The 23264-nt window shown below is 39.8% G+C and carries 20 protein-coding genes; 11 read left to right on the forward strand and 9 right to left on the reverse strand.

The features are described 5' to 3' along the window. Window positions 1-230: 230 nt before the first annotated feature. A complete protein-coding gene (locus tag ABDW32_RS08590; protein ID WP_343561390.1) occupies window positions 231-887 on the forward strand; it encodes a response regulator transcription factor in 657 nt (218 codons plus the stop codon). 360 nt (window positions 888-1247) lie between these two features. Here ABDW32_RS08590 and ABDW32_RS08595 read toward each other — a convergent pair whose 3' ends face one another. The 6 genes from ABDW32_RS08595 to ABDW32_RS08620 form a co-directional block, all read right to left on the reverse strand. Further along, window positions 1248-2573 carry a HAMP domain-containing sensor histidine kinase gene (locus ABDW32_RS08595; RefSeq protein ID WP_343561392.1) on the reverse strand — a complete coding sequence of 442 codons (1326 nt, stop codon included), beginning with the start codon at window positions 2571-2573 and terminating at the stop codon, window positions 1248-1250. Beyond that, entirely contained in the window at window positions 2570-3247 is a 678-nt protein-coding gene (locus ABDW32_RS08600) for a response regulator transcription factor (protein ID WP_343561394.1), read from the reverse strand. Before ABDW32_RS08600 ends, ABDW32_RS08595 begins: the two co-directional genes overlap by 4 nt. A gap of 23 nt (window positions 3248-3270) precedes the next feature. Beyond that, window positions 3271-4128 carry a hypothetical protein gene (locus ABDW32_RS08605; protein ID WP_343561396.1) on the reverse strand — a complete coding sequence of 286 codons (858 nt, stop codon included), beginning with the start codon at window positions 4126-4128 and terminating at the stop codon, window positions 3271-3273. A 12-nt stretch (window positions 4129-4140) separates the two neighbouring features. Then, window positions 4141-4452, reverse strand: a complete 312-nt coding sequence (locus ABDW32_RS08610) for a hypothetical protein (protein WP_343561398.1) — start codon at window positions 4450-4452, stop codon at window positions 4141-4143. 65 nt (window positions 4453-4517) lie between these two features. Beyond that, complete coding sequence (locus tag ABDW32_RS08615) at window positions 4518-5111, reverse strand: hypothetical protein (RefSeq protein WP_343561400.1); 594 nt, start codon at window positions 5109-5111, stop codon at window positions 4518-4520. 93 nt (window positions 5112-5204) lie between these two features. Continuing rightward, window positions 5205-5987, reverse strand: a complete 783-nt coding sequence (locus ABDW32_RS08620) for an NIPSNAP family protein (protein ID WP_343561402.1) — start codon at window positions 5985-5987, stop codon at window positions 5205-5207. Window positions 5988-6182: 195 nt separating this feature from the next. On the opposite strand from ABDW32_RS08620, the gene ABDW32_RS08625 reads away from it, so the two are divergent. The 7 genes from ABDW32_RS08625 to ABDW32_RS08655 all read left to right on the forward strand — a co-directional run bounded on the left by ABDW32_RS08625 (window position 6183) and on the right by ABDW32_RS08655 (window position 16726). Next, window positions 6183-6548 carry a hypothetical protein gene (locus ABDW32_RS08625; protein ID WP_343561404.1) on the forward strand — a complete coding sequence of 122 codons (366 nt, stop codon included), beginning with the start codon at window positions 6183-6185 and terminating at the stop codon, window positions 6546-6548. A 302-nt stretch (window positions 6549-6850) separates the two neighbouring features. After that, a complete protein-coding gene (locus tag ABDW32_RS08630) occupies window positions 6851-7975 on the forward strand; it encodes an aldo/keto reductase (protein WP_343561406.1) in 1125 nt (374 codons plus the stop codon). A gap of 488 nt (window positions 7976-8463) precedes the next feature. After that, on the forward strand, window positions 8464-9060 hold the full coding sequence (locus ABDW32_RS08635) for an RNA polymerase sigma-70 factor (protein WP_343561408.1): 597 nt from the start codon (window positions 8464-8466) through the stop codon (window positions 9058-9060). Between the two features lie 126 nt (window positions 9061-9186). Next, a complete protein-coding gene (locus ABDW32_RS08640; RefSeq protein ID WP_343561410.1) occupies window positions 9187-10311 on the forward strand; it encodes a FecR domain-containing protein in 1125 nt (374 codons plus the stop codon). 174 nt (window positions 10312-10485) lie between these two features. Further along, a complete protein-coding gene (locus tag ABDW32_RS08645; protein WP_343561412.1) occupies window positions 10486-14127 on the forward strand; it encodes a SusC/RagA family TonB-linked outer membrane protein in 3642 nt (1213 codons plus the stop codon). 11 nt (window positions 14128-14138) lie between these two features. Then, window positions 14139-15581 carry a RagB/SusD family nutrient uptake outer membrane protein gene (locus ABDW32_RS08650; RefSeq protein ID WP_343561414.1) on the forward strand — a complete coding sequence of 481 codons (1443 nt, stop codon included), beginning with the start codon at window positions 14139-14141 and terminating at the stop codon, window positions 15579-15581. Between the two features lie 20 nt (window positions 15582-15601). Further along, window positions 15602-16726, forward strand: a complete 1125-nt coding sequence (locus ABDW32_RS08655; protein WP_343561416.1) for a TlpA disulfide reductase family protein — start codon at window positions 15602-15604, stop codon at window positions 16724-16726. 144 nt (window positions 16727-16870) lie between these two features. On the opposite strand, the gene ABDW32_RS08660 is transcribed toward ABDW32_RS08655, so the two are convergent. After that, window positions 16871-18043 (reverse strand): GAF domain-containing sensor histidine kinase, encoded by a 1173-nt coding sequence (locus tag ABDW32_RS08660; protein ID WP_343561418.1) that lies wholly within the window; start codon window positions 18041-18043, stop codon window positions 16871-16873. A 471-nt stretch (window positions 18044-18514) separates the two neighbouring features. Here ABDW32_RS08660 and ABDW32_RS08665 point away from each other — a divergent pair, with 471 nt between their 5' ends. The 3 genes from ABDW32_RS08665 (at window position 18515) to ABDW32_RS08675 (ending at window position 21590) form a co-directional block, all read left to right on the forward strand. Beyond that, the gene (locus ABDW32_RS08665) at window positions 18515-18874 is read left to right on the forward strand and encodes a response regulator (RefSeq protein WP_343561420.1); all 360 of its coding nucleotides are present in this window, start codon (window positions 18515-18517) and stop codon (window positions 18872-18874) included. Between the two features lie 18 nt (window positions 18875-18892). Beyond that, window positions 18893-19648: a DUF4184 family protein gene (locus tag ABDW32_RS08670; protein WP_343561422.1), complete on the forward strand. Its 756-nt coding sequence runs from the start codon at window positions 18893-18895 to the stop codon at window positions 19646-19648. A 325-nt stretch (window positions 19649-19973) separates the two neighbouring features. Then, on the forward strand, window positions 19974-21590 hold the full coding sequence (locus ABDW32_RS08675) for a cellulose synthase subunit BcsC-related outer membrane protein (protein ID WP_343561424.1): 1617 nt from the start codon (window positions 19974-19976) through the stop codon (window positions 21588-21590). A 1-nt stretch (window position 21591) separates the two neighbouring features. On the opposite strand, the gene ABDW32_RS08680 is transcribed toward ABDW32_RS08675, so the two are convergent. Next, the gene (locus ABDW32_RS08680) at window positions 21592-22074 is read right to left on the reverse strand and encodes a GtrA family protein (protein WP_343561426.1); all 483 of its coding nucleotides are present in this window, start codon (window positions 22072-22074) and stop codon (window positions 21592-21594) included. Between the two features lie 2 nt (window positions 22075-22076). After that, window positions 22077-23261 (reverse strand): glycosyltransferase, encoded by a 1185-nt coding sequence (locus tag ABDW32_RS08685; RefSeq protein ID WP_343561428.1) that lies wholly within the window; start codon window positions 23259-23261, stop codon window positions 22077-22079. Window positions 23262-23264 lie beyond the last annotated feature (3 nt).

Below are 23264 nucleotides of genomic sequence, written 5' to 3' on the forward strand. Positions count from 1 at the left end.
GTTTTTGATCCATTATTATTATATAACCCTGGCCACTAACAAACAGTTTGATAAGCGAGCAAGAAAGATATGTGAGAATGAGTCAGATGCAAAAATAAGCGAGAACTTAAAATGGATATTAAATTACTGTGATAATTACATGTTTAAACTTAATTATTATTACAAAATAATATATTTATTGAATAATATTTTTATCTAAACGGCGTTATTTTTTTATATATGGAGAATGAATGATAGAAATATTGTTAATCGATGATCACCATCTGGTGCGGGAGGGGCTTTGTTTATTACTGGATTCCCATCCTAGGTTATCCATTGTAACCGAATTGGGCAGTGCTGAAAAAGCGTTGGAATATCTTGAAGAAAATAAAAAACCAGAGCTTATTTTGACTGATATTGTTATGGATAGGATGGATGGTATCTCTTTTGTACGTATCGTAAAAAAAATCTATCCCGAAATAAAAGTGGCGATATTATCAATGATAGAAGATAAGGCTAAAGTAACCGAAGCCTTTGTTGCGGGCGCAGATGGCTATTTATCAAAGGGAACAGATTATGACGAGCTTTTATTTGGGGTTTTACAGATCGCTAAAGGACATAAATATGTTACAGCGTCACTAAGTTTACGCTTTTTAGAAGACTATCTCGATCATTGTCCTGTTACTGTAGATCCAGCTGAACTCCTGCAGCGTTATGATATTTCGGAAAGAGAATTGGAAGTATTGAAAATGATCTCTGAAGGATATACAAATGCGGAGATTGCCAATAAAGTATTTTTGAGCAAAAGAACGGTAGAGGGGCACCGCCAACATCTTATGGAAAAAACAAATACTAGAAATACCGCTGACCTAGTTCGTTTTGGCTTTCAGAAGAAGCTTCTACAATAGTTTTGGCCAGACCGTTAATCTATATCCGATAGTCGTAACTAGCGCCGACTGAAGTAAGTATTCACGAATTTTTTCCTTGAGATAAGTTACATTGTGGCATTGCTGGTCAATTGAAAACCTCCGCCTTCGATCGAGGGCTTTCAATTTCCCAACTATAAGAATTCAAATAAAAACTGGGGTTCAATTATAAGGGTATAACCAAACTCCATTTTTCATTCCTTGTTTTTTATTGTATTCTTGTATAACCAACGCTTCCGATGGCGACGTAATTAACTTCTATATAGCTAACAAAGTTCATCTGCCGGAAAATAGGATAAAAATGATGATTCTGGGCGCGGATAAGTTTGTAATTGAGGGAATCTAATTGATTGGTTCTTTTGAAGGAAAGTGAAGATAAACCGTGGTGCCATCCTCGGGTTTAGAATCTATTTGTATGTTGATCTGCAAGAAATCCGCAATGCTTTTTACGATCGACATACCTAGCCCATTTCCTTTTGAATATTTACTTCTGAAACGTTGGAAAAGGTTTTCCAATTCGTTAGCCGTCATTCCCACGCCACTATCCGAAATTATTATTTGATGATTTGTTCCATCACAATTATGGCTAATATTGATCCAGCCTTGGGGCCGGTTATATACAATTGCGTTATTGATCAAATTATGGAACAAATGGAAAAGAAGTTCTTCGTGTTGATGGGCTAGGGCAAGATCTTTAGGAACCTCAATAGACAGATGAATCTGTTTTTCGCCCATGAGTGGTTCAAGTTCTTCGGTTACCCTTGTTAGCAAAGACCTTATAAAAACTTCCTGAGTACGCGGGTACTGACCGCTATCGACCCGCGCCAAAAAGAGCAGTGTCTTGACGATTCCATTCAGACGATCCAGAGTTTGTAGCGATGAAAGTAGCTTTTCTTGCAATTCCAGGTTAAGGTCCGGCTGGATCAGCATATTCTCTATTTTACCTCGCAGTATGCTGATTGGTGTCAGCAGTTCGTGAGAAGCATTGGCAGTAAAATCCTTTTCACGTGTATAAGCGTGTGTAGCCCTTTGCATCAGGTCGCAAAGGTGTTCATCCAGTAGGCGGAAGTCTGTTGTCGTCGTTGGGATTGCTTTAAATTCCAAGTCAAATGGAAACTGTTGCTCGGAAAGCCGATAGCGAATGATTCGTTGTAACGGACTCAGCAGATGGCGTCCATAAAAATAATCCACGGAGATGGTCAGTAAAAACAATACCATTAAAATAACGAGTGCGACCTGTTGCAGGATAGCCGCATAAAGCGAGATACTATGTTGCGATCTGCCGATTTCCAATAAGTACATTTTTCCATCAGCTTCAAAAAAACGATGCAAAATCCGGTAGTTTAAGGTGTCGCTTTCCACGATGCGTCGCTGATTGTCTATATGTGACGGGCCCAAATCGGAAGAGTCAGCCCTGGTCGTCTGAATGGCAATATAATCTTCTTTGAGCATGGTATAACTGCCGTAGTTCTGTTCCCCTTGCAGATAGTATTCCATGCCGTTTTCACGGATCTTGTCAAATACTTTATTCTCCTGGCCATGTAGGAATTTATCGATGGAGTATTGCGTGTACCAACTGAAGACTATCGGCAAGATGCATAAGAAAAAGCCAAAGATCAGCAGTTTCGAAAAAGCAAAATAGAGCGTAAATTTAGTATTCAGTTTCACGGCAATACAATTTTATAGCCGATTCCCCGAACCGACTGTAGCCAGGGAACAGGTGCAAAAACCGACATTTTTTTTCTGATATTTTTGATATGGACATCAATATAATTTGAGTCCGTATTCGGGAAGCTCAGGTCTCCCCACACATGTTCGTACAATTGCGAGCGGCTCAATGGACGATTCTTGTTTAGTAGAAGATAAGTCAGAATATCAAATTCCTTTTTGAAGAGAACGATTTCTTGATCCTGGTAATAGACAGCCCTATTCTCAATATCAATACTAAATTCACCCACCTGTAGCGGCTGAGCGGTATGGCCCAAACGGCGTCGATAGATAGCGAATAGGCGTATGTGTAATTCGGCCAAAGAAAAAGGTTTGGGAAGGTAGTCGTCGGCGCCATTCTTTAATCCCAGTATGCGGTCTTCTAGTGCACCACGCGCCGAGGCGATCACGACAGCACTATCCGGATGATCGGTTCTAATCATATCCAATAGGTTCATGCCATTTCCATCCGGCAGGCTTAGGTCGAGGACTATGGCATCAAAGAAACGATCCCCAAGAACGCGTATCGCATCTGCTATGGTTGTGCAAATCTGACAATCGTATTGTTCAAGCCGGAGAAAATCGGTAATCTCCCGGGCCAATTCCGGTTCGTCCTCTACGATAAGTACCTTCATACCCTTTGCAAAATAGCTGTCAATTAAAATTGATAAAAATATCCCACATTAAAAAACGAATTATGCTTTTGCTCCGCGGCGGCATTCTTTCCCAGTACAGAGAGTTGATAGGAGACCAAGAATGCTCCATTACCATATTGCCAGATCAAGGGGAGCTGGAAATTATAAGACAGCATTTTAAATCCGGTTGACTCAACAGTCGTTTCCTCATATTCCGGTTTTTGATTGACAGGTGGCAACTTGTTTTCTAAAAATCCTGGAAGGCCAAGCCTCCGTTTTTTCTCCTCCAAATATGTCGTATAATAGCGTTGTGTACCGGCGGTCAATGCGATATTCGGTTTGATATAGAGGAGATCTTTTGATGTAAAACTGTGAATATTTACAATTTTGCTATTAGTAAGCGTTACAAACACATCGTTCTCTTTGCCAAAATTGTAATCTCCTTCCAGATCTGTTTGAAAGATATGGCTGAATCCCAGTTCAGCTGAAACATTGTTTGGATTGGAGGCCTGCAACAGGGGAGATTCTTTCTTATAAAAAGAACGCGTATAACCAATGTCCAGCGACAAGGCTTTGTTCAGTTTAAATTCAAATCCCGTCCCCACATGAAGCTCGGAAGGAGCGGAGTTTTCTTTCAGCAGCTGGTAGCCACCTGCAGATATATGCCATCCTGAAGTCGTCAGCATGCGTAGGTCTGTATAGGCAAAGGGAAGTTTCTCCGAAGCAGTTTGACCATAATAATTGGCATTGTTGCTTAGCAGGCTAGTCCAGGTAAACGTGGTTTTCTTGGCTGTACTGTCAGGCTCTTGGGCAAAACAAGTTACGCTGCCGAATAGTTGAGTAATGGCAAAAGCTGCTATCAAAAAATATAGCGTTTTCATGGAAATAGATGCTTAAAGTTTTATTCTAATTTTTGTGTTGATCTTTGTTTTCACTTTTACCCTAACATCAGGGGTTACCGAATTAATTCGAGGTATTACAGGACGGGGGATCTGTTGATTTCGCGCTTTTGGTACAGACTTTATCACTTTTTCCTTCATTTGGCTAACAGTTTCTTTAGCCTGACTGGCTGGCCGGTTAGTTTCCTCGTTCTTTTGTTTTGAGGATGCCGACCGTGCAATAGTATCCTGCGGGATAGCCGCAGCAGCGACGCTGATCCGTATAACGAAAATTATTAAAGCTGTAAACCATGCCTTGTGAAACATACCGCTCATTCTGATCAATCTAACTTTGAACTAGTTACTTCAGTTCAAAGTTAGATTTTATCTGCTTATTTAATGCCTACCCCGGTACGAATTTTTGTATTGGTACGCACATTGGTTGAGTTTACGTCAATTTTTGTTTTGGCATTAACGTTTGCCTTTACATTTGGCGTGCTTTTTACCGCCGCCTGCGTAGCAACATCCACTGTTTTTACTGTAGCGTGAGCCTGCCCTACAGAAGAGGCGACAGTGCTTATTGTACTTCCTTTAACATCCGCTGCAATATCTGATTTAGCGACAGTGCTTACAGCAGCACCATGATTATCCGGATGCTCGGTTTTTGCATCTACTTTACCAGCTGTGGCCAATTCGCTGACAGCTTTGCCTGTTTCAGCTCCAGATACCGTTTTTGTCAGTTGGCTTACTGCTGTTTTGCCTTTTGTTTCAGCAGCATCTAATGATCTCGCAACTTCTTGTTTACCCTTGATTTCTTGTTCGGCCACCCCATTTCCTTCCGCTTTCAACGTTGCAGTTTTCTTCGATTTATTGTTCTGCAAGGTAGTCTCAACGTTCTGTGATGAATGAACTTTTGCCTTTGTTTCCTGTGCCATCCCTGTTGTACCTAGCAACAAGCCTATGGCGAGTAATCCCAAAATTTTCATTTTTTATAATTTGTTAATCAAAGCTAAACCCCGATTATGAAAAAAAAATGAAATCTTTTACCTGATAACAAATCTCAGTGGGACTTAATTTGATTAAATATCTGAATACTCCGTTGGCCTACAAAGAGTGGTTACGTTTTTAGAAACATTATTCTGGTACTGGGGCAGATCGGCCATTGGTTTATATAAAGGGCCAAAAGCTTTCCAGTGTGCATCGCGGTCGGTCATGTTTTCGAAAGTCGTGAGATAAATCAAATTAGGCATCGTACTGCCTGCTATAACCTGACCATAGAAAACGGCATTAAATTTTAACTTGTTGAAGATATCGATCTCACCATTATTGAACATGGAGATTTTATTTGCAGATAACTTTTCTGTTGGAGCTTCATAGCTCCTCAATTCGTAAACGCGTTCACTTTTATCTGTGTTTAATTTGGGGAGAGAAAGAAATGGCATACCCTCAAAGGCTTTCATTAAAATCGTTTCAATCCTTGAATAAGGTGGATGTGTATGTGTGGCATCCAGGTATTCCTTTCCAGACTCTAAATACCGCTTATCTTTTAAGATATCGACGTCAAGACTTGCATATTTTTCAAGTTTAGTTGATGAACTGAGGACGTAAACCAATTTATCTGCTTTATCCTTATTGTCAATTGGTTTGAATACGGCAATCTCTTTAAATCCTAATTTGTGCATCGCCGGCAAGTAGGCTTTCTCAAGAAAACGATCGATCACCTGCTCTTGTTCTGTAGTCTGAAAGTGATAAACTTTCAATTGAAAATAAGTGGTTGCTGCGCGGGCAAAACTGCTGGATTGACTACTTATAAAAATCAATAGGATTAACATCCACTGTCCCGGATTCATAGATTTGATCATGTTTAACATTTAGTTTTATAGATTTAGATTATTATTTTTTGTTTTCTTATCGTTAGAAAAATACAGATTAAAAATAAGATTTTTTTATAATATAGGTGCTCGAACCAGAAATACACTTTCAAAAAATAGAACCAGTGTTTTCTTTTTCAATCATACAATTTGCTACCTTTCGTCCTATCATCTATACGACGGATTATGGACATATTAGTTTTTTTCTTGGCTATTACAGCAGGGACTTGGTCGGTTTACGGCCATTTTCAGCGAAAGAAAATTGTTCGTATTGCGATGGACGAATACATAAGCTTTGATTTAGAACAGCAAAAGCTCGAGTTGTTAGCACATCAGGTTTTAACCCGGTCATTAGGCAATTTTGAACATAGAAAACACTGGTTTAAGGATTATTGGAGTTTTAGGGATGTCAATGGGCGTTTTCTGACCAAGGTATACATTGATCTAGAAGTGAAAAATAGATTTAACGAAATTTGTACGATTACTGCCAAAATCAATTATGGTGTACTTGATGGAATAAATGGCATTGAATATGAACCCGCCTTAGACTAAGTTGGACTGTCTATCATTAATGCTCACCTGAGATATGATTAGGGGCATAAACTTTCTCTTCACCGTGACCCGATTCGCTATTTTCGACCAAAATACAGCCTCAAGTATGGCGGATAGGATCGAATTCGGGTAATAGCTGAAGCGCTTGCTGTCCCACTACTAATCTTTTAAAACAAAGCAGGCTTGAGATTGGTTTTTTATGCAAGATTCCTGATTGCACTGTACATACTAAATTTTTGACCTGTCCGGCTGCAGCAAAGAATCTTTATTACAGGCAAGCGGATTTAGATAATGTGAAGGGTATGAAAAGAAGAAAATTTTTAGTGCAAACAGGCCTTGCAGGATCGGGATTGATCTTGGGCGCAGCAGCACCAGATATTTTGACAACAACAATTAAAGAACATAGTATGGTAAAACCTGAAAATTTAGATCAACATAAACGGTTTCGTCCCAGTGATAAAGCCGGGTTTGGCGGAGTGGCATTAGGGAACGGTTTTCAGCAAAACTCAGATCTGGAATGCCTCCAAGCAGTGGAAGCCGCATGGAATGCAGGGATACGATTATTTGATACTTCCCCTTGGTATGGATTAGGCATCAGCGAACGTAGGATGGGCCTATTTTTAAAAGATCAGCCACGGGACAGTTTTACGCTGTCGACTAAAGTAGGACGAATCTTGGAGCCAAAAGAGGGTTTTACAATGGAGCAGTTGCTATGGAAGGGTAAGATGAATTTTAGTTATCGATATGATTACAGTGCTGCCGGTGTCAGAAAAAGCGTAGAGGATAGCTTACAGCGACTGGGGGTATCATCCATAGATGTCGTATATATCCATGATCTTTCACCCGACAATGGCGATATGAAAGATACCTATGCCAGTTATTTCGAGCAAGCGGCGAAAGGAGCCATGCCTGAGCTGACTAAAATGAGGCAGGAGGGGATAATAAAAGGATGGGGACTAGGTGTCAATACCATCGAACCAATTTTGCAAACATTAGATGTGGCGGACCCCGATATTTTTCTCTCAGCCTGCCAATATTCATTAATCAAACATGATGATGATCTGAATAAGGTGTTCCCAAAAATTGCTGAAAGAGGCTTGTCCATTGTTGTAGGTGCACCCTTGTGTGCTGGATTTCTGTCTGGCAAAGACCGCTATCTGTATGATGGCAAGTTTCCTGCTGGGGTTAAAGAAAAATTGAATGCTTTACAAAGGGTGGCAGACGATCATGCCGTAGACCTACGGACAGCAGCATTACAATTTGCTGCTGCACCAAGTGAAGTTTCAGGGGTTATACCCGGAGCACATACCGTAGCGCAGGCTGTACAAAATGCCGAGTCTTTCAAGGCTAAAATTCCCGCCGATTTTTGGGAAGAATTAAAGCACGAAAAATTAATTGCAGCGAATGCACCGGTACCAAAAGCATAATAGTTTAAAATAAGGGTTTGAAATTTGCACCCTTAATTTATTTATACAAATCCAGGAGCGTACAGATCACTCCTGTTTATGATTGTCCTTTTTGAAAGTGGCACGTACGATCACGACACTGATACCGATGCATAGCGCGGCAAGAAAGGGCTATCATGAATGCAAGGATCAATCCCTCAAACAGACGGGAATTTTCCGAATACACTTGGCCATTGATGTGTTTTTGCTGGAGTATGGCAATTCTCGAATTTTCGGTATATCCGCGATAGCCGCCGATCTATCTATTCTTTTGCTCAAATCGTTTATCATAAGTTTATTTATGATCAAGTATCTAACAGCTGATCAAATCAGAACAATATTGAAATCTGGGGAATCTGTTTTAAGATAACATCTCTTACCAGAACACTGAATTTATAAGTTTTTCGATGAACCTCAGACGAATAACTATATTTGTGAGGAAATTAAGAATTTGATCGACCAACTTAATTATGAAGAACTACAGTGAATATTCAGAAGAAGAACTGGTTTCCTTGCTTAAGCAAAAGGATCATAGCGCTTTTACTGAAATTTACAATCGATATTCGCCCAAAATTTTGGCGCAGACAAATCGGATGCTGAGAGACTCCGATGCTGCCAAGGATCTGGTACAGGAACTTTTTTTAACAATTTGGCGAAGGCTGGACCATATTCGGCTAGATGCAAAAATAGGAGGATATCTTTACGTGGCTGCTCAAAATTTAATCTTAAAATATATCCAACGGAACAAATTTCAGAACGATTACCTAGCATCGCTTGCCCGCTTTAGCACTGAGCTTGAAAATAGTACAAGTGAATCTCTTGACGAAAAGGAATTGCGAACCTTGCTCAATGGATATATTGGTCAACTCCCGGAAAAGACCAGAATAATATTTGAATTAAGCCGGCAGGCTAATTTATCTTATCGTGAGATTGCAGTTCAGCTTGGTATTGCCGAACAGACTGTCAAAAATCAGGTAAGTATCGCACTAAAAATCCTAAAAGACAAAATCGGGCCTCATAAAGCTGGTACTTTGCTCATCATCGTTTTGTTGGATAGAAATTTTTAAAAAAATATATTGCTGATATATAGTGTTTTATGTTTTTTTTTAAAAAAACATCCTATAAAATCGGTACTCTTTGCCTGTTCAAGGATAATATCTATACATCAGGATCAATCCTACTGAATAAAAGATATGGATACCAAGGAAGCAGAACTACTTATAGAAAAATATAATCGCGGTCAGGCGAGCGAAGCAGAGGTACTGCTGATCCAATACTGGCTTATCCATCTAGCAACGGCTGGTTCGGCTGAAATCGATGAAACGGATTATATTGAAATGTCTGAATCAATGCGCATGGAAATTCTGGCACTTACTAAACCAAAGGAAGCTAAACTCTGGAAGAAAATCAGCATTGCCGCCTCCATCATATTCACTATTGGTATTTTTTATGGTATATCAGATTACTATACGAACTCAGATAAACATACGGACATAGCTATAGCAACCGATAGTCAACTGTCTCCCGGTAAAATTGGGGCTACCTTAACACTTGCAGATGGTCGAAAGATAAATTTATCCGCGGCTAATAAAGGAAAACTCGCGCAGGAAGCCGGGATTTCCATCTCAAAAAATGAAGAAGGACAACTGATTTATGTGATCGAGAATAGAGCCGATCAAAGTTATAAAGTAAACACTCTCTCGACCGCCAGAGGAGAGACTTACATGATCACACTGCCTGACAAGTCAAAGGTTTGGCTCAATGCTGCGTCTAGTTTAACATATAGTGGTTCGCTTTATGAAAATGGAAAACGGGCTGTCACCTTGAGCGGTGAGGCGTATTTTGAAATTGCAAAGGATAAAAGTCATCCCTTTATTGTCAAAACCAATAAGCAACAGATCGAAGTACTCGGTACACATTTTAACGTTAATGCCTATGCTGGAGATCAGGGAGAGAAGACTGTTTTACTCGAGGGAAGCGTGAAAATCGGAACTCCCGGTAGTTCGGCGGTACTGAAGCCCGGCCAACAAGGTAAAGTGGAGGACCTAAAAGTGTCCGTTAGCAATGTCGATACCGATCTCGCTGTCGCCTGGAAAAATAACGAATTTAATTTTGAGGATCAACAGATCGAAGAAGTGATGAAAGTGATCGAACGCTGGTATAATGCAGAGGTCATTTATGTTGGAAGTAGACCGCGGCAAAAATTTAATGGTAGCATATCACGGTTTAATAAAATAAACGATGTGCTGGCGGTTATTTCGGCCACTGATGCGGTACATTTCAAAGTAGAAGGACGTAGAATTTACGTCTCAAAATAAACGATTACTGAACTTAAACAAACACGATGAAGAAACCTTAACCAATTTTTTAACATCAACTGCAGCATCGATGATCTGATGCAGTAAGTGCCTATGAATCAAAACCAATTGTTAATCCAGCAAGCTCCACGTCCCACAAATTTGGATGCTTAGCTTAACCAAATTTATACGCTAATGTATAGAACTGATACCAACAGAGATGGTGTGCCTTTGTTGTCACGCCCTAAGATGTCAATGCTTAGAAGAATAGCTTCGGTTGTTTTTATAGCATCGCCTTTACTGGTAAGTGCATCCAGTTTTGCGCAGAAGATCACGCTATCAAGAACAAACCAACCACTTAAATCTACATTTAAGGAACTTAAAGGCCAAAGCGGTTATCACTTTTTTTATACGGGGGACCTTATGAAAAATGCCCGGCCGGTCAATATCAATGTAAAAGACGAAGATTTAAGATCAGTGCTGCAAAAGATTTTTGCCAATCAACCTTTTGACTATGAAATAAAGGCGAAAACAGTTGTATTAAAACAACGATCAGGACCATTGGTTCAAAGGCAGACTACTAAATCAAATAATGTGATTGATGTCCGTGGTAGGGTAACTGATCCTGCTGGTAAGCCCTTGGTGGGTGCAACAATTAAAGTCAAAGGAAGCGACAGGACAGCTGTGACAGATGAAACAGGAGAATTTCAACTAAAAGCTGTTGCACAGGACGCGACAATTCAAGTATCCTTTATCGGCTATACGGGGCGAGAACTTACCCTTAATGGACAAAGTACACTGAATATTATACTGGAAATTGCTACTGCAGAACTGGAAGAACTGAATATTGTGCGAACAGGTTATCAAACCTTGTCCAAGGAAAGAAGTGCAGGTTCATTTGCAAAGCCCGATAAAAATATTCTTGCCAATCGCACCAGTAGCATGAATATCTTGCAACGACTGGATGGACTTATTCCCGGCTTGACCGTAAATAATGCTGCTGCCGCAAGTCAAAACCGTTTTTTGGTGCGCGGTGTGACAACCATTGGCCTCGTTGATGTTAACGGAACTGTAACGGGCACAAACCGAAATCCCCTATTTGTTGTAGATGGTATAGCCATGGATGATGTCTCCTCCATCAATCCGCAAGACGTAGAGGATGTCACTGTACTTAAAGACGCTACGGCAGCCTCTATTTGGGGGGCTAGGGCATCCAATGGCGTGATCGTCATAACGACAAAGAAAGGAACGACCGAAGGAAAACTAAAAATCAATTACGATGCCTTTGTCAATTTCCAGGGACGACCGGATTTAGACAATATGAAAACCCTGGATAGTAAACAATTTATACAGGCAGCCCAGGAGGTTTTCGATCCCGTGATCTATCCCTGGGCTACAGTATCGGCTTATAGCTATGGTTCTGAAGGAGTTGCTCCTGCGCCCCACGATATGATTCAGTATGACTTATACAGAGGATTGATCTCCGCTGAGCAAGCCAAAATGAGCTTGGATAGTTTGGCGAATATCGATAATAGAAAGCAGATCCGGGATCTATGGTATCGCAATGCTTCTTTGATGAACCATTCGTTATCCTTTTCGACCGGTACGAGCAAATATGCTGTTTACGGATCTACAGCTTATACCAAAACTGTCAGCAATAGACCCGGGGAAAAGAACGACTCCTATAAAATCAATATACGTCAGGATTTATCAGTAGGAAAATATGTTCAATTAAATTTGATTACAGACCTTAGCAACAATGTTCTCGGCACCAAGCGCAATGTTGATATCAATAATAATTATTACCCTTATCAACTGTTTAAGGATGCAAATGGGAATAATATATCCATGCCCTATATGTGGGGACTTATTGATCCGACAAGACAGGATTTCGAAAAACGTAGTCGTGTGAGCCTGGATTACAATCCTTTGGATGAATTCAATTATGGCTATACAAAAAACAACAGCTTGTTGAGCCGCAATATTTTGGGTATAAACGTTAAGCTACTTGATGGACTGCGGTTTGAAGGGAACTATGGTTATGTAAAAGGGCATGGTAAAGAAGAAAACTACGACGATGCATTAAGCTACAGGGTGAGACGGGAACTTGTACAGTTTACAGTTGCACCCACGACGACTTCGACACCGGTTTATTATTTACCAAACAAAGGAGGTCGTTATGGTATCAATAATATAAATCAACAATACTGGACGGTTAGGAATCAATTGAGCTACAACAACAGCTGGTCCGAAGATAAACATCAATTAAATGTTTTACTTGGACAAGAAGCGCAGGAACAAGTACAGAATGTCAATGGCAGTCTGGTGCGGGGTTATAACGAAATGCTCCAGACCTATGGATCCGTAGACTATAATAGATTATTGACGGGAGTTCCTAATACGATTATGCCGACCAGTGTTTCAACCAGTGTATTGCGTAACGATAGTTTTAACCAATCCGAACAGCGTACACGTTTTACATCCTACTACTCCAATTTAGCTTATACCTACGCGCGCAAGTATTCCATTAATGGAAGCTTGCGCGTCGATAAAAGCAACCTGTTCGGGCTGGATAAATCCGCGCAAAACAGACCCATCTGGAGTGTCGGTGGAAAATGGATTATGACCTCTGAAGAATTTATGAAAAATTTATCATGGCTAGATCATCTTGCAGTACGTGCTACTTACGGACTGACAGGCAATTCCCCGGCGCCGGGAACAGCAGCGTCTTATGATATTCTTACCGCATTCAACCATAGTTTATTGCCTGATAATACCGGATTGGAGATTGCTACAGCATCCAATAAAAAGATGACCTGGGAAAGTACCAAAACCGTAAATCTCGGTCTCGATTTCCGCTTACTCTATAATAGGATTACGGGTGCTATTGATATATACCGTAAAAAAACGACAGATCTTCTAGGGTATATGCCGACCAATTCATTCACGGGCTATTCAACCATATTAGGTAATCTGGGTGATTTGGAAAATAAAGGAATAGAGCTTAGCCTGAATACGGTCAATGTTCGAAAAGATAATTTCAGATGGAATACTATTTTTAATATCAGTTATAACAAGAATACAATCAGCAAGCTCAATTTGGGCGCACCGGTGACAACAGCTCGAGAAAGAGTGCGTCAGCAATATGTAGAAGGCTATGCCGCATTTGCCGTCTTTGCCTATGATTTTGTAGGATTGGACGAAATGGGCGATCCAAGGATTCGGCTTGCCGACGGGACGATTACCAAGACGCCGAATGTTGCTACTGTGAATGATGTGCAGTTTAAAGGGACATATCAGCCTGTATGGAATGGGGGCTTGAGCAATACCTTCGGTTACAAGAGTTTTAGTCTTAGCGCTAATGCGGTTTTCAATCTAGGTCATGTTATGCGCGATGATATCAATACCTTTTATTCGGGAAGGATCAGGCATACCGGCATATTCGGTTTTACCACAGGTAATCTTCATGCCGACTTTGCTGATCGTTGGAAACAGGCTGGCGACGAAAATCATACCAGTATTCCATCCTATGTTTCGAGCAACTCTGTGAGCTCGACACGGCGGGATGTTGGTTATTATCAATATGCGAACACGAATGTGCTAAATGCCTCCTACATCAAAATGAGAGATATTACACTGGGGTATAGCCTGCCGACTTTTTTAACCCAAAAATTAAAGGCCGATCAGATCAGTTTTCGTGTACAACTATCCAATATTATGCTTTGGAAGGCCAATAACAAAGGGATTGATCCCGAATTTATAAATGCCGTGACTGGCCGTAGGAGTATGCTTATGAATCAAAGTACGCTGTCATTTGGAGTAAATGCTAAATTTTAATTGAAAAAGATATGAAAACTATATATAGCTTAAAAACAGTTCTCATTGTAGTGAGTCTGAGCAGTTTTTTGTTTGCCTGTAAGAAGTCATTTCTTGAAGTAAGTCCAAAAGGGAAATTGATCGCCCAGAAAGTAGTCGATTACGATCAACTGCTTAACAACTTGAGTGTTTTAAATATTGACGCCAATGGTGAAGGACCAATGGGCGATGAAGTGGCTGCTGTTGATCCCTATTTTAGCGGTACAGATCTGCGTATACAGCGTCTTTTTCGCTGGGAAGATATTGTGTATGAACCCAGCCAATATGCAGACGAGATGATTGTGCCTATGCGGAATATTTACTTGTATAATAAGATCATTAATGAAGTATCCGGGGCAATTGATGGCTCTGAAGAACAGAAGAAATCTATTGAAGCAGAGGCCAGGGCTGGTCGAGCATGGACTTATTTTTTACTGATTAATTATTATGGAAAACCTTTTCAATCAGCAACAGCTGCCAATGACCCAGGGTTTCCGATTGTAACGGAGGCGGATGTAACACACAATAGTTTTACCCGTGCGAGCGTGAAGGAGGTTTACGATTTCATTATCAAGGACCTGACTGCTGCTATTCCAAACTTGCCCACAGGGATAAGGCATCGGTTGAGGATGTCTAAGGGGGCGGCAGAAGGGTTGCTTGGAAAAGTTTATCTTTTTATGGGAGAAAGCGGTAAAGCATTACCATTGTTAACAGCTGCTTTGACAGGCTTGAACAGCCTTGGCCTTCCGGCACGATTATATGATTACAATACCAATTTTTCAAGTGGGGGTGCTTTTTTTCCGATGATGTTTTTTGGCCCTAATTATCCGCTTCCACAGGCCAATGAAGAGGTACTATATCTAAAACAAGCCTCCCTACCATGGACTTTGTTCGATAATATGCTGGTCCTGACCAAGGAAGCGGCCGACTTATTCGATCCTGCGGATATGAGACTGAAATTTTATTCTGCGAAGGCATTTTCCGGACCGGCCTATCCAAATGGCCTGATGCGGAAAACCATGCCGGCAGGGGTACAATACGGGGTTTCACTGCCTGATCTCTATTTACTCCGCGCCGAATGTAAAGCAAGGTTAGATGACCTCGCGGGAGCGAAATCAGATTTGGAAATTCTTCGTAAAAATAGAATGCCTTCGACCAATGCTATTGTTCCCGATGGTATAGCTGCGCAGAAAATTTCTTTATTAAAATTTATTATTGATGAACGTATACGCGAATTTGCGCTGCTTGGCTATCGTTGGTTTGATATGAGACGCCTTTCGGTCGACCCACTTTTCGGAGCGCAATCCTATACGCATAAATTATATACGGCTGCAGGCGCCGTAAAGGATACCTATCAAATGAAACCTGAGCGGTTAGTGATGCGTTTCCCACAAAAAGTAATGGATGAAAATCCAGGCATGCAGAATAATCCATAGATAATTTAAGGAGCTGACCAATGCGACTATATAAACATTTAATACTGATCTTGCTATTTGCCGGCTTATCGCAGGTGAAGGCGCAGCATAATACCATTGTAACCGGTAAACTCGCCGGTCTTAAGGCTGGAACCATGGTTTACCTAAGTGCTATAGATGATTTTGAACATATCGATTCTATTGCTTCTGAGGACGGTCAGTTTCGAATCGATCTGCGCGTCGATGAAGGAAATACTTATATGCTGTTTATCGGGAGAAACCCAATGGCCGAAGGCAGTAGGCAACTATTTTATTTGGAACCGGGACGGCTGCAACTGGTCGGAGAAAAGCACTGGTTAAAAGATGTTGTTTACAAGGGCAGCCCATATGCAGATGCCCTGAATGACCTGGCGAATTTCAAAAAATCAGCGCCAACAGTAGCGGAATCCAACAGCTTATTTGCCGCTATGACTGCAGCAACACTAGCGAAAGACACGCTATTGAACAAAAAACTTAGACCTCGCTATCAAGAGCTGGAACCGATAAATATTGCACTTTATCGCCAATGGGCTGCTGCGCATCCTTCATCACCTGTCAGTGCGATGGTGTTATCTTACTACGTGCATGAAGCTGATGTAGCAAAATTGGAGCAAGATATAAATCAACTTACGGCGACCGCCCGTGAAAATGCATGCTATAAAAAAATGAAGCAGCGTGTCGATGCCTTTCAATTAACCAAAATAGGTAATATAGCGCCCGATTTTACACAGCTTGATACTTTGGGTATTCCTGTTAGCTTACAACAGTTCCGGGGGAAGTATGTACTGATCGATTTCTGGGCGAGCTGGTGTGGACCTTGCCGCAAGGAAAACCCCAATTTGGTTAAAGCCTACCATAAGTTCAACAGCAGGGGATTTACCATTCTAGGCGTCTCGTTGGACGATATAAAGGGAAAAAAATGGTGGTTGAAAGCTATAAAAGATGATGGGCTTGTTTGGACACATGTTTCTGATCTGCAGGGTTGGAATAATACTGTTGCAAAGCAGTACGGTATACGGGCTATTCCTTCCAATCTATTATTGGATCCAAATGGCATCATTATCGGAAAGGATTTCCATGGTCATGAATTGGAGATCAAACTCAGTGAACTGTTAGGTTGGAGGTAACTTGTTTCTTTAGAATCGGTTATGGACATCTACAACATTTTTTTGATATAATACATTAAATTATTTTATTTGGAGACTTGTCAGGAATCGTATGATTCTTGGCAAGTACATCCAGTACTACTAGAGCCACATTAGAAAAAAATACTATTTTACAGGTATCAAGAGTTTGAATGTGATTTTCGTGTCCTCTATGACTACTTCAATATCCCCATGATGGAATTTCGCTATTTCTTTGGTCACATACAGTCCCAGACCGAGCCCCTTGCTACCCGAACCCCGTAAAAATGGCTTAAATAGATCCGAAGTATTTGGTAAACGGGTGGCTGAGAAATAATTTGTTACGCTGAAAATAAAATTGTCCTTTTCTATAAAAGCATTTATTTCGATTTCTTTATGGGGTGCTCCATGCTTTATCGCATTACTGATCAGGTTGACAAAAGCTCGTCCCATTTTGTTTTTATCACTGTGCACATTTAGCGGAAGTCTCATATTTGTTAAGACTGTTTTGTCATGTATCACTTCAAATTCGGACAAAACCTGTTTGATTAACTGTTCCATATTCACTAGCTCGGTATGGCTTTCACCTTCACGCCCAAATCGCGTATTGCTAAAATCTAGAATATCATCGATTACCCCTTTCATACGGCTAGAAGTATTTTCTATTTTTTTTGCCAGAATTTTTTGTGTTCCATTTTCTAGATGTTGTCCGAGATATTGAGATAATAGCTTTATGATACTTACAGGATTGTTTAAGTCATGGGCTAAAGAAAACAAAATAAGATCTCTGTTTTTGGAATACATGCGTTCCTGCTCGAGGATATTTTTGAGATGTAGCGTTTCAGTTGTTGTACTAAAGTCAGTAGCAATAAGATCACTGCAGAATGGAAATAGTGTCTCTAATTTAGACCGGTCAAATTCAACTGGTTCATCGTTCATAAAACTTAAGTGGCCAACAATACGGTTATTTTTATTGAGTATGGGATAGGAAATATAGCTTTTTAATCCGAATTCCTGAAGGAGTTCACCCCATTGCTGTTTTGTGCATCGATCTACATTATCAATATAAATTGGTTCAAAACCTTTTCTTATTTCCTGATAGATTTTTACATAGGTATCACTGTCCTGAATGATGACCTGTTGGGAATGGTAGTCATAAACACAGCAATTGTCCCATTTGTCCCCCCTTTTTTTGCGGATCAACCCATACCTCATTTGGATATGACTGCACATCGTTTCCAGAATTCTTTGGCTAGCATTAATCGCGCCTACGTCAGTATATTTTTTGTTCCGTTGATTTATCTTATTCTGGAATGTCATTTCTCGTGTTGTTTTATTTGTTCGACAAGCGCGCTTATGCTAACCTGATGGCTTTGATGACAAATGCTAATTGCCCAAATTTGGATTAAATAGGATTGTGAATTACGTTCAAAAAATCTCTTATAATTTTATTGTTAATAGCAATTATGTTGAATAACAGTAAATAGTCCCAGATCGTTTCATAATTTTAGATTTTTATTGTGGAATAGGCCAAATCCTATTGTACCGGTCCATAATCAAGCTTTAGTCAGATAGCTCGACGGAAACAGAAAGAATTTTAATGATCTGAAAATAGGCGATCGACAAGAGTCTGAGGGAAAAGACTGGACTTATTACTAACGCATCATTAAAGTTAATTGAATCTAGCTTTTTTAATTTCAGATATAATTTAATGATTTTTTTTATGTTAAAATCATTAAATTTATTAAAACAAAAAGCTATCAATAAGGTTTCTTAACCTAAATGCCTATTATGAAAAAAATATTTATTGTAGATGATGATCCTGTAGTGACAGCGATGTTATCCAAAATTTTGAAGGATCTTGGAGTTATTGATATTTCCATTTTTTCAGACGGTGAATCTTGTTTAGATCAACTCGAAGAAAAACCGGATATTATTTTCTTGGATTATCAAATGGAGAAAATGAATGGTTTGGAGGTATTGCAGGAGCTTAGAAAAATCACTTCAGAAAGTGCTGTCGTGTTTACTACAGCCTTAGAAGACCTAAGCGTTGCGATGCAATCAATTGCACAGGGATCAATTGAATTTTTATTGAAAAAAAATATTAGCAAGAAGGAAGTTCAAAAGATTTTATCGGAAATTGATTCATGAAATGTAAAGCACTAACGTATGCCATTCACTTTCTCTCATCCAGCCCTGATTTTACCGTTCCGAAAAATTGACCGTAAATATATTTCCTTTACTGGATTAGTTATGGGAAGCATGATTCCAGATTTTGAATTTTTTCTTAAGATGAGGACTGGTCCTAATTTAGGACATCATTTCCCTGGAGTTTTTTTGCTTAATATTCCCTTGGCTTTTGTCTTATGTCTTATTTTTCATGAATTTGTCAAGCAACCTCTTTTTTCAAATGTACCCTTCTTTTTACAACAACGATTGAGAAAATATGCAGCATTTAATTGGAGTCGATATGCTGTAGAAAATACATTTGTGGTAATAAGCTCTATTACTCTGGGGATAGCCACCCATTTATTTTGGGATGCGTTTACACACGACGATGGTTTTTTTGTTGAACATTTCAGCCTCCTAAAGGTGGAGCTGTCTTTTTTTAATGTCAAGATTCCCATCTACGCAGTTTTACAGGTTATTTTCAGTCTTGCGGGATTAATTGCTGTATGTAAAAGTATTTGGAAAATGCCAAAATACAAAAATCAGTTGACCGCAGTTTATTTTAAATATTGGTCTTTAATAGGGGTGTTTACCGTATTATTTTTTGTGATGCGCTCCTTCTTTTTATCAAATTATAATACCTTTTGGGATCGCTTTATGGGGCTTATGGGCAGTCTGATTTATGCATCGATATTAGTCTCTATATACTGGGGGTACAGGAAATCAGGCCGATATTGTACTGCTGATAAATCGTGAGAAGCCTGTTATGCTGGCCCAATTTTCTAAAGGTGAATTCTTTTGATAAATCAGATTCATCCTCTTAGAGGCAATTGAAAGCGCATAATTTGAATGAATAATTTCGTTGACACCGGATAGGTCTATTTCGGTCACTTTGGAAGCGTCAATATTAACGAATGATATAGACGAATTTAATATTTCTAAAATTTTAGACCGCAATATTGAGGTTTCTAACGATGTAAATCTATGATCCAGCACAATGAAGCAGGATTCCCTATTTGGATCGGTTGTGGGTATGGTGTTATTGTTCATCGCCTTTTTTTTATTAAGTTAATAAACAATTATGAAAAATCTGCTACTCTTTGTGCTATTTTTGCTTAACTCAACAATATTTTGTATTGGTCAAAATGTTGTGTCAACAACAGGGTTGTCCAATGAACAGCGGGAAGCCTACATACAACGTGCTTTAATATTTAGAAAAGGAGAGGATTTTGGAATGGCCATCCGTGTGGTTGATAGTATACTCGCGATGCAGCCCAAAGATGCGGGCGCGATTCTTCTTAAAGGTGATATGCAGTTACAACAGAGAGCTTTTGGAGATGCTGTGAAAACATTTGAATCATTACTGGATTTAAATTATGAGCCCATCACCATTCGAATAAATCTCTCCTATGCGCTATTTATGCAGCATCATCCAGCTAAAGCGATCAGGTATGCAAAAATGGCCTGGGACTTGGATAAAAACAACCAAAATGCGATCGTCAATTACTTCAATGCCATGCTGTGGAATATTCAGACGAAAAAAGCGGCAACTTTCCTTACAGAACAGCAATCAAAGCTAAGTCCGGAACAAAGACTACTCCTTAAAGCGCGTTTGCTGACAACATCTGGTGATTACAAAAATGGCTTAGCACATTACGACTCATTGTCCGTGAAATTTAGAAATAAACATTATACCAAAGAATATGCTGAGGTACTTTTAGGAAAAAAAGAATTTAAGGAAGCACTCCATTATATGAGGCGCGACACTGCTCTTTTTTCATCTAGGGAGCTTCAGGAATTTATGGATAAATACTATGCCTGGCGGAGGCAAAATGCGGGAAGCGAGTTTAGTTATTTTAAAGATGTGGGGGATAATATTAGGATTGAAAACTCAGTGTGGTGGCAGCAGGGTGAAGGACGCACTTATAGGTTAAGCCTGCGAGCAGGTTTGGGGTCCGTCGAGTCGCCAAATGTAGCGAAGACCAAGTTGCAATTTGCACACCTGAATATTGTTGAAAGATGGAGTAAAGCCTGGTCTGGGACTACCGATCTACACTTCCAATGGATCGACCCCGCTGGCCGCGAAAGGTACTTTGGTATTACAGGAAAACAAACCATACAATATCAGCCTCATGACCGCAGGATGATCGGCTTATTTATTGGATCAGATATTTTGAATTATACCGCTTCTTTGCTTGGACAAAAAATCAGAAGTACAAATCTAGGCTATATCACTCATATCATGTTAGGCGGTAAATATGGCTTTTATTCCCAGGGCAACATCGGATTTCTAACCGATGATAATATGAACCAACAATTCTTTGGATCATTTTACCATCTTTTCAGAACTGAACCTACTTTTAAAGCAGGGATTAATTTTTCAGCATTACACTATAAAGACAACAGTATTCAGTACTATTTTTCGCCCAATAGGTATTTAAGCACGGAAATATTTTTGGACTATACGACCCCTTTGCCGCTTATATCCAGCTTCTACTTTCAGGTTCAGGGAGCGGCTGGCCTGCAGCAAATAGAAAAGCAGTCTTGGGAAAGTGCTTTCCGTATACAGCCGGAGATCGGGTTCCGTTTACGTCATTTCGAATCTTCCATCAGATATCAGACGAGCAACGTCGCATCCAGTACCGGAACGGGTTACCGTTTTAACTGGTTTACTTTACGATTAGCATGGCGTTGGTAGCTTATTTTTTTTTCACAAACGTGAAATACTTTTGCAATAAATAATTGAGGGATAGTGTAATGACTGTTGATATAATCTTTGCTATGGTCGGTTCGACCTGAAATATGACGATGAGTGTTTTCATGATGAGGTAATCCGTTCCGAGACCTTGTAATACAACGAGAAAATATTTAATAAGTTTTTTTGATCCATCGGTTTTTTCTGTAACTCCCACCTCAAACGCAAATGTCCGTGCAAGCCAGAATCCCGTTGGAACCGTTATTAAAAACGCGATAACTAAGCTGATTGTATAGGATTCAAAGTGGATACCAGCAATTGAGATTCCACCTTTTGGCAACAAAAAATGATAACTTAGTGCGAAAATCAGGATATTCAAAGCTGTATTCAAAGCACCTACTGCCAAATAAGCGTATAACTGATAGGGAATAAACTTTTTAAATAGTCCATAAAAGAAATTTAAAAAAAACGTGATAATCCTAGCCATGATCAATTTCTTTTTGTCGTTATCAATGCTTGTAAATGTGAAATATACCATTCAGCAAGTTCATTCATCGGTAAACCTTTGGCCGCTGCATAGTTTTGGTCTTCAATTTTACGCCGTTCTTCCGGATGCTGTAGCAGATATTCAACTGCCTCAGCCATGCTTGCAGCATTGTTGGTTTCAAAAAAGGCTCCGCTGTAACCTTCTTCTTCTACTACCCGTTCAAGATCATCAATTTTGGGCAATATGCAAGCACGCGCATAGCTGCCTGCCTGATGAAGTATTCCTGAACTGCCTGTGGTCGTTGTGTAGGGGAAAATAATAAAAGTACTATCCTGGAAAATTTTGGCGACATCTTCTTCTGCAATGTATCCAGTGAAAACAAGATCCTCTACCTCTCTATATTGTTGCTGTACAGATTTTAAATAACCCTTCACATTGGGGTTATCGGTTCCTGCTATAGTTGCCACAAACTTGTATTCAGGGTATTTCGCTCGAAGTAATAGCGTAGCTTCAATTAGTACTTCAACTTTCTTATAAGTACCGAATTTACCAAAAGCCATCAAGTTTATGACCGTTGGAGGTTCGTTTATAAAGGTTCTTTCTGGAAGTTCAAAGTTACCGTGTGGAAGAAGTACGACGTGATCGGCACCATATTTTTTTCTTAAAATATCAACGTACTGTGATATAGTTACACCAACAAGGTCAGCCTTTAGAATAATTTTAGTAAGTGCCGCACCAATCTCCAGTAAGATGTTTTCTTTCCACTTGGCCTTGGCCATACCGATCGTATCAAGCTTTACGGTCTCTGTAATATTATGAAGCAATACGATGGAAGGAATTTGAAGTCTCCTACATAGCCAGGGCGTCAGAAGTCCAAGTGCTGCTGGAACCTTACGGTCACCGAAAGTCATAAATTGCATGTTGAAAATGATCGCGTCGACTTTTAATGATTTCAGTGTTTTATAGATATTCCAGGAGGATAACAAGCTGTTAAATTTCCAACAAGGTACAATGTCTATTCCTTCAGTTTTATAGCGTTGATAATCGCGATCATTTTCCAGATGATCCGACAATACGTAAATTTTCTCCACGGGGAACTTTCCAATAAAACTTCTAATCAAGTGATAACCATATTCGTTAAGTGTAACTTGACTCGGAGGGTAAGGTGAGATAAAGGCTATATTCATAAA

The sequence above is a fragment of the Sphingobacterium sp. genome (assembly GCF_039596235.1).
GTDB lineage: Bacteria > Bacteroidota > Bacteroidia > Sphingobacteriales > Sphingobacteriaceae > Sphingobacterium.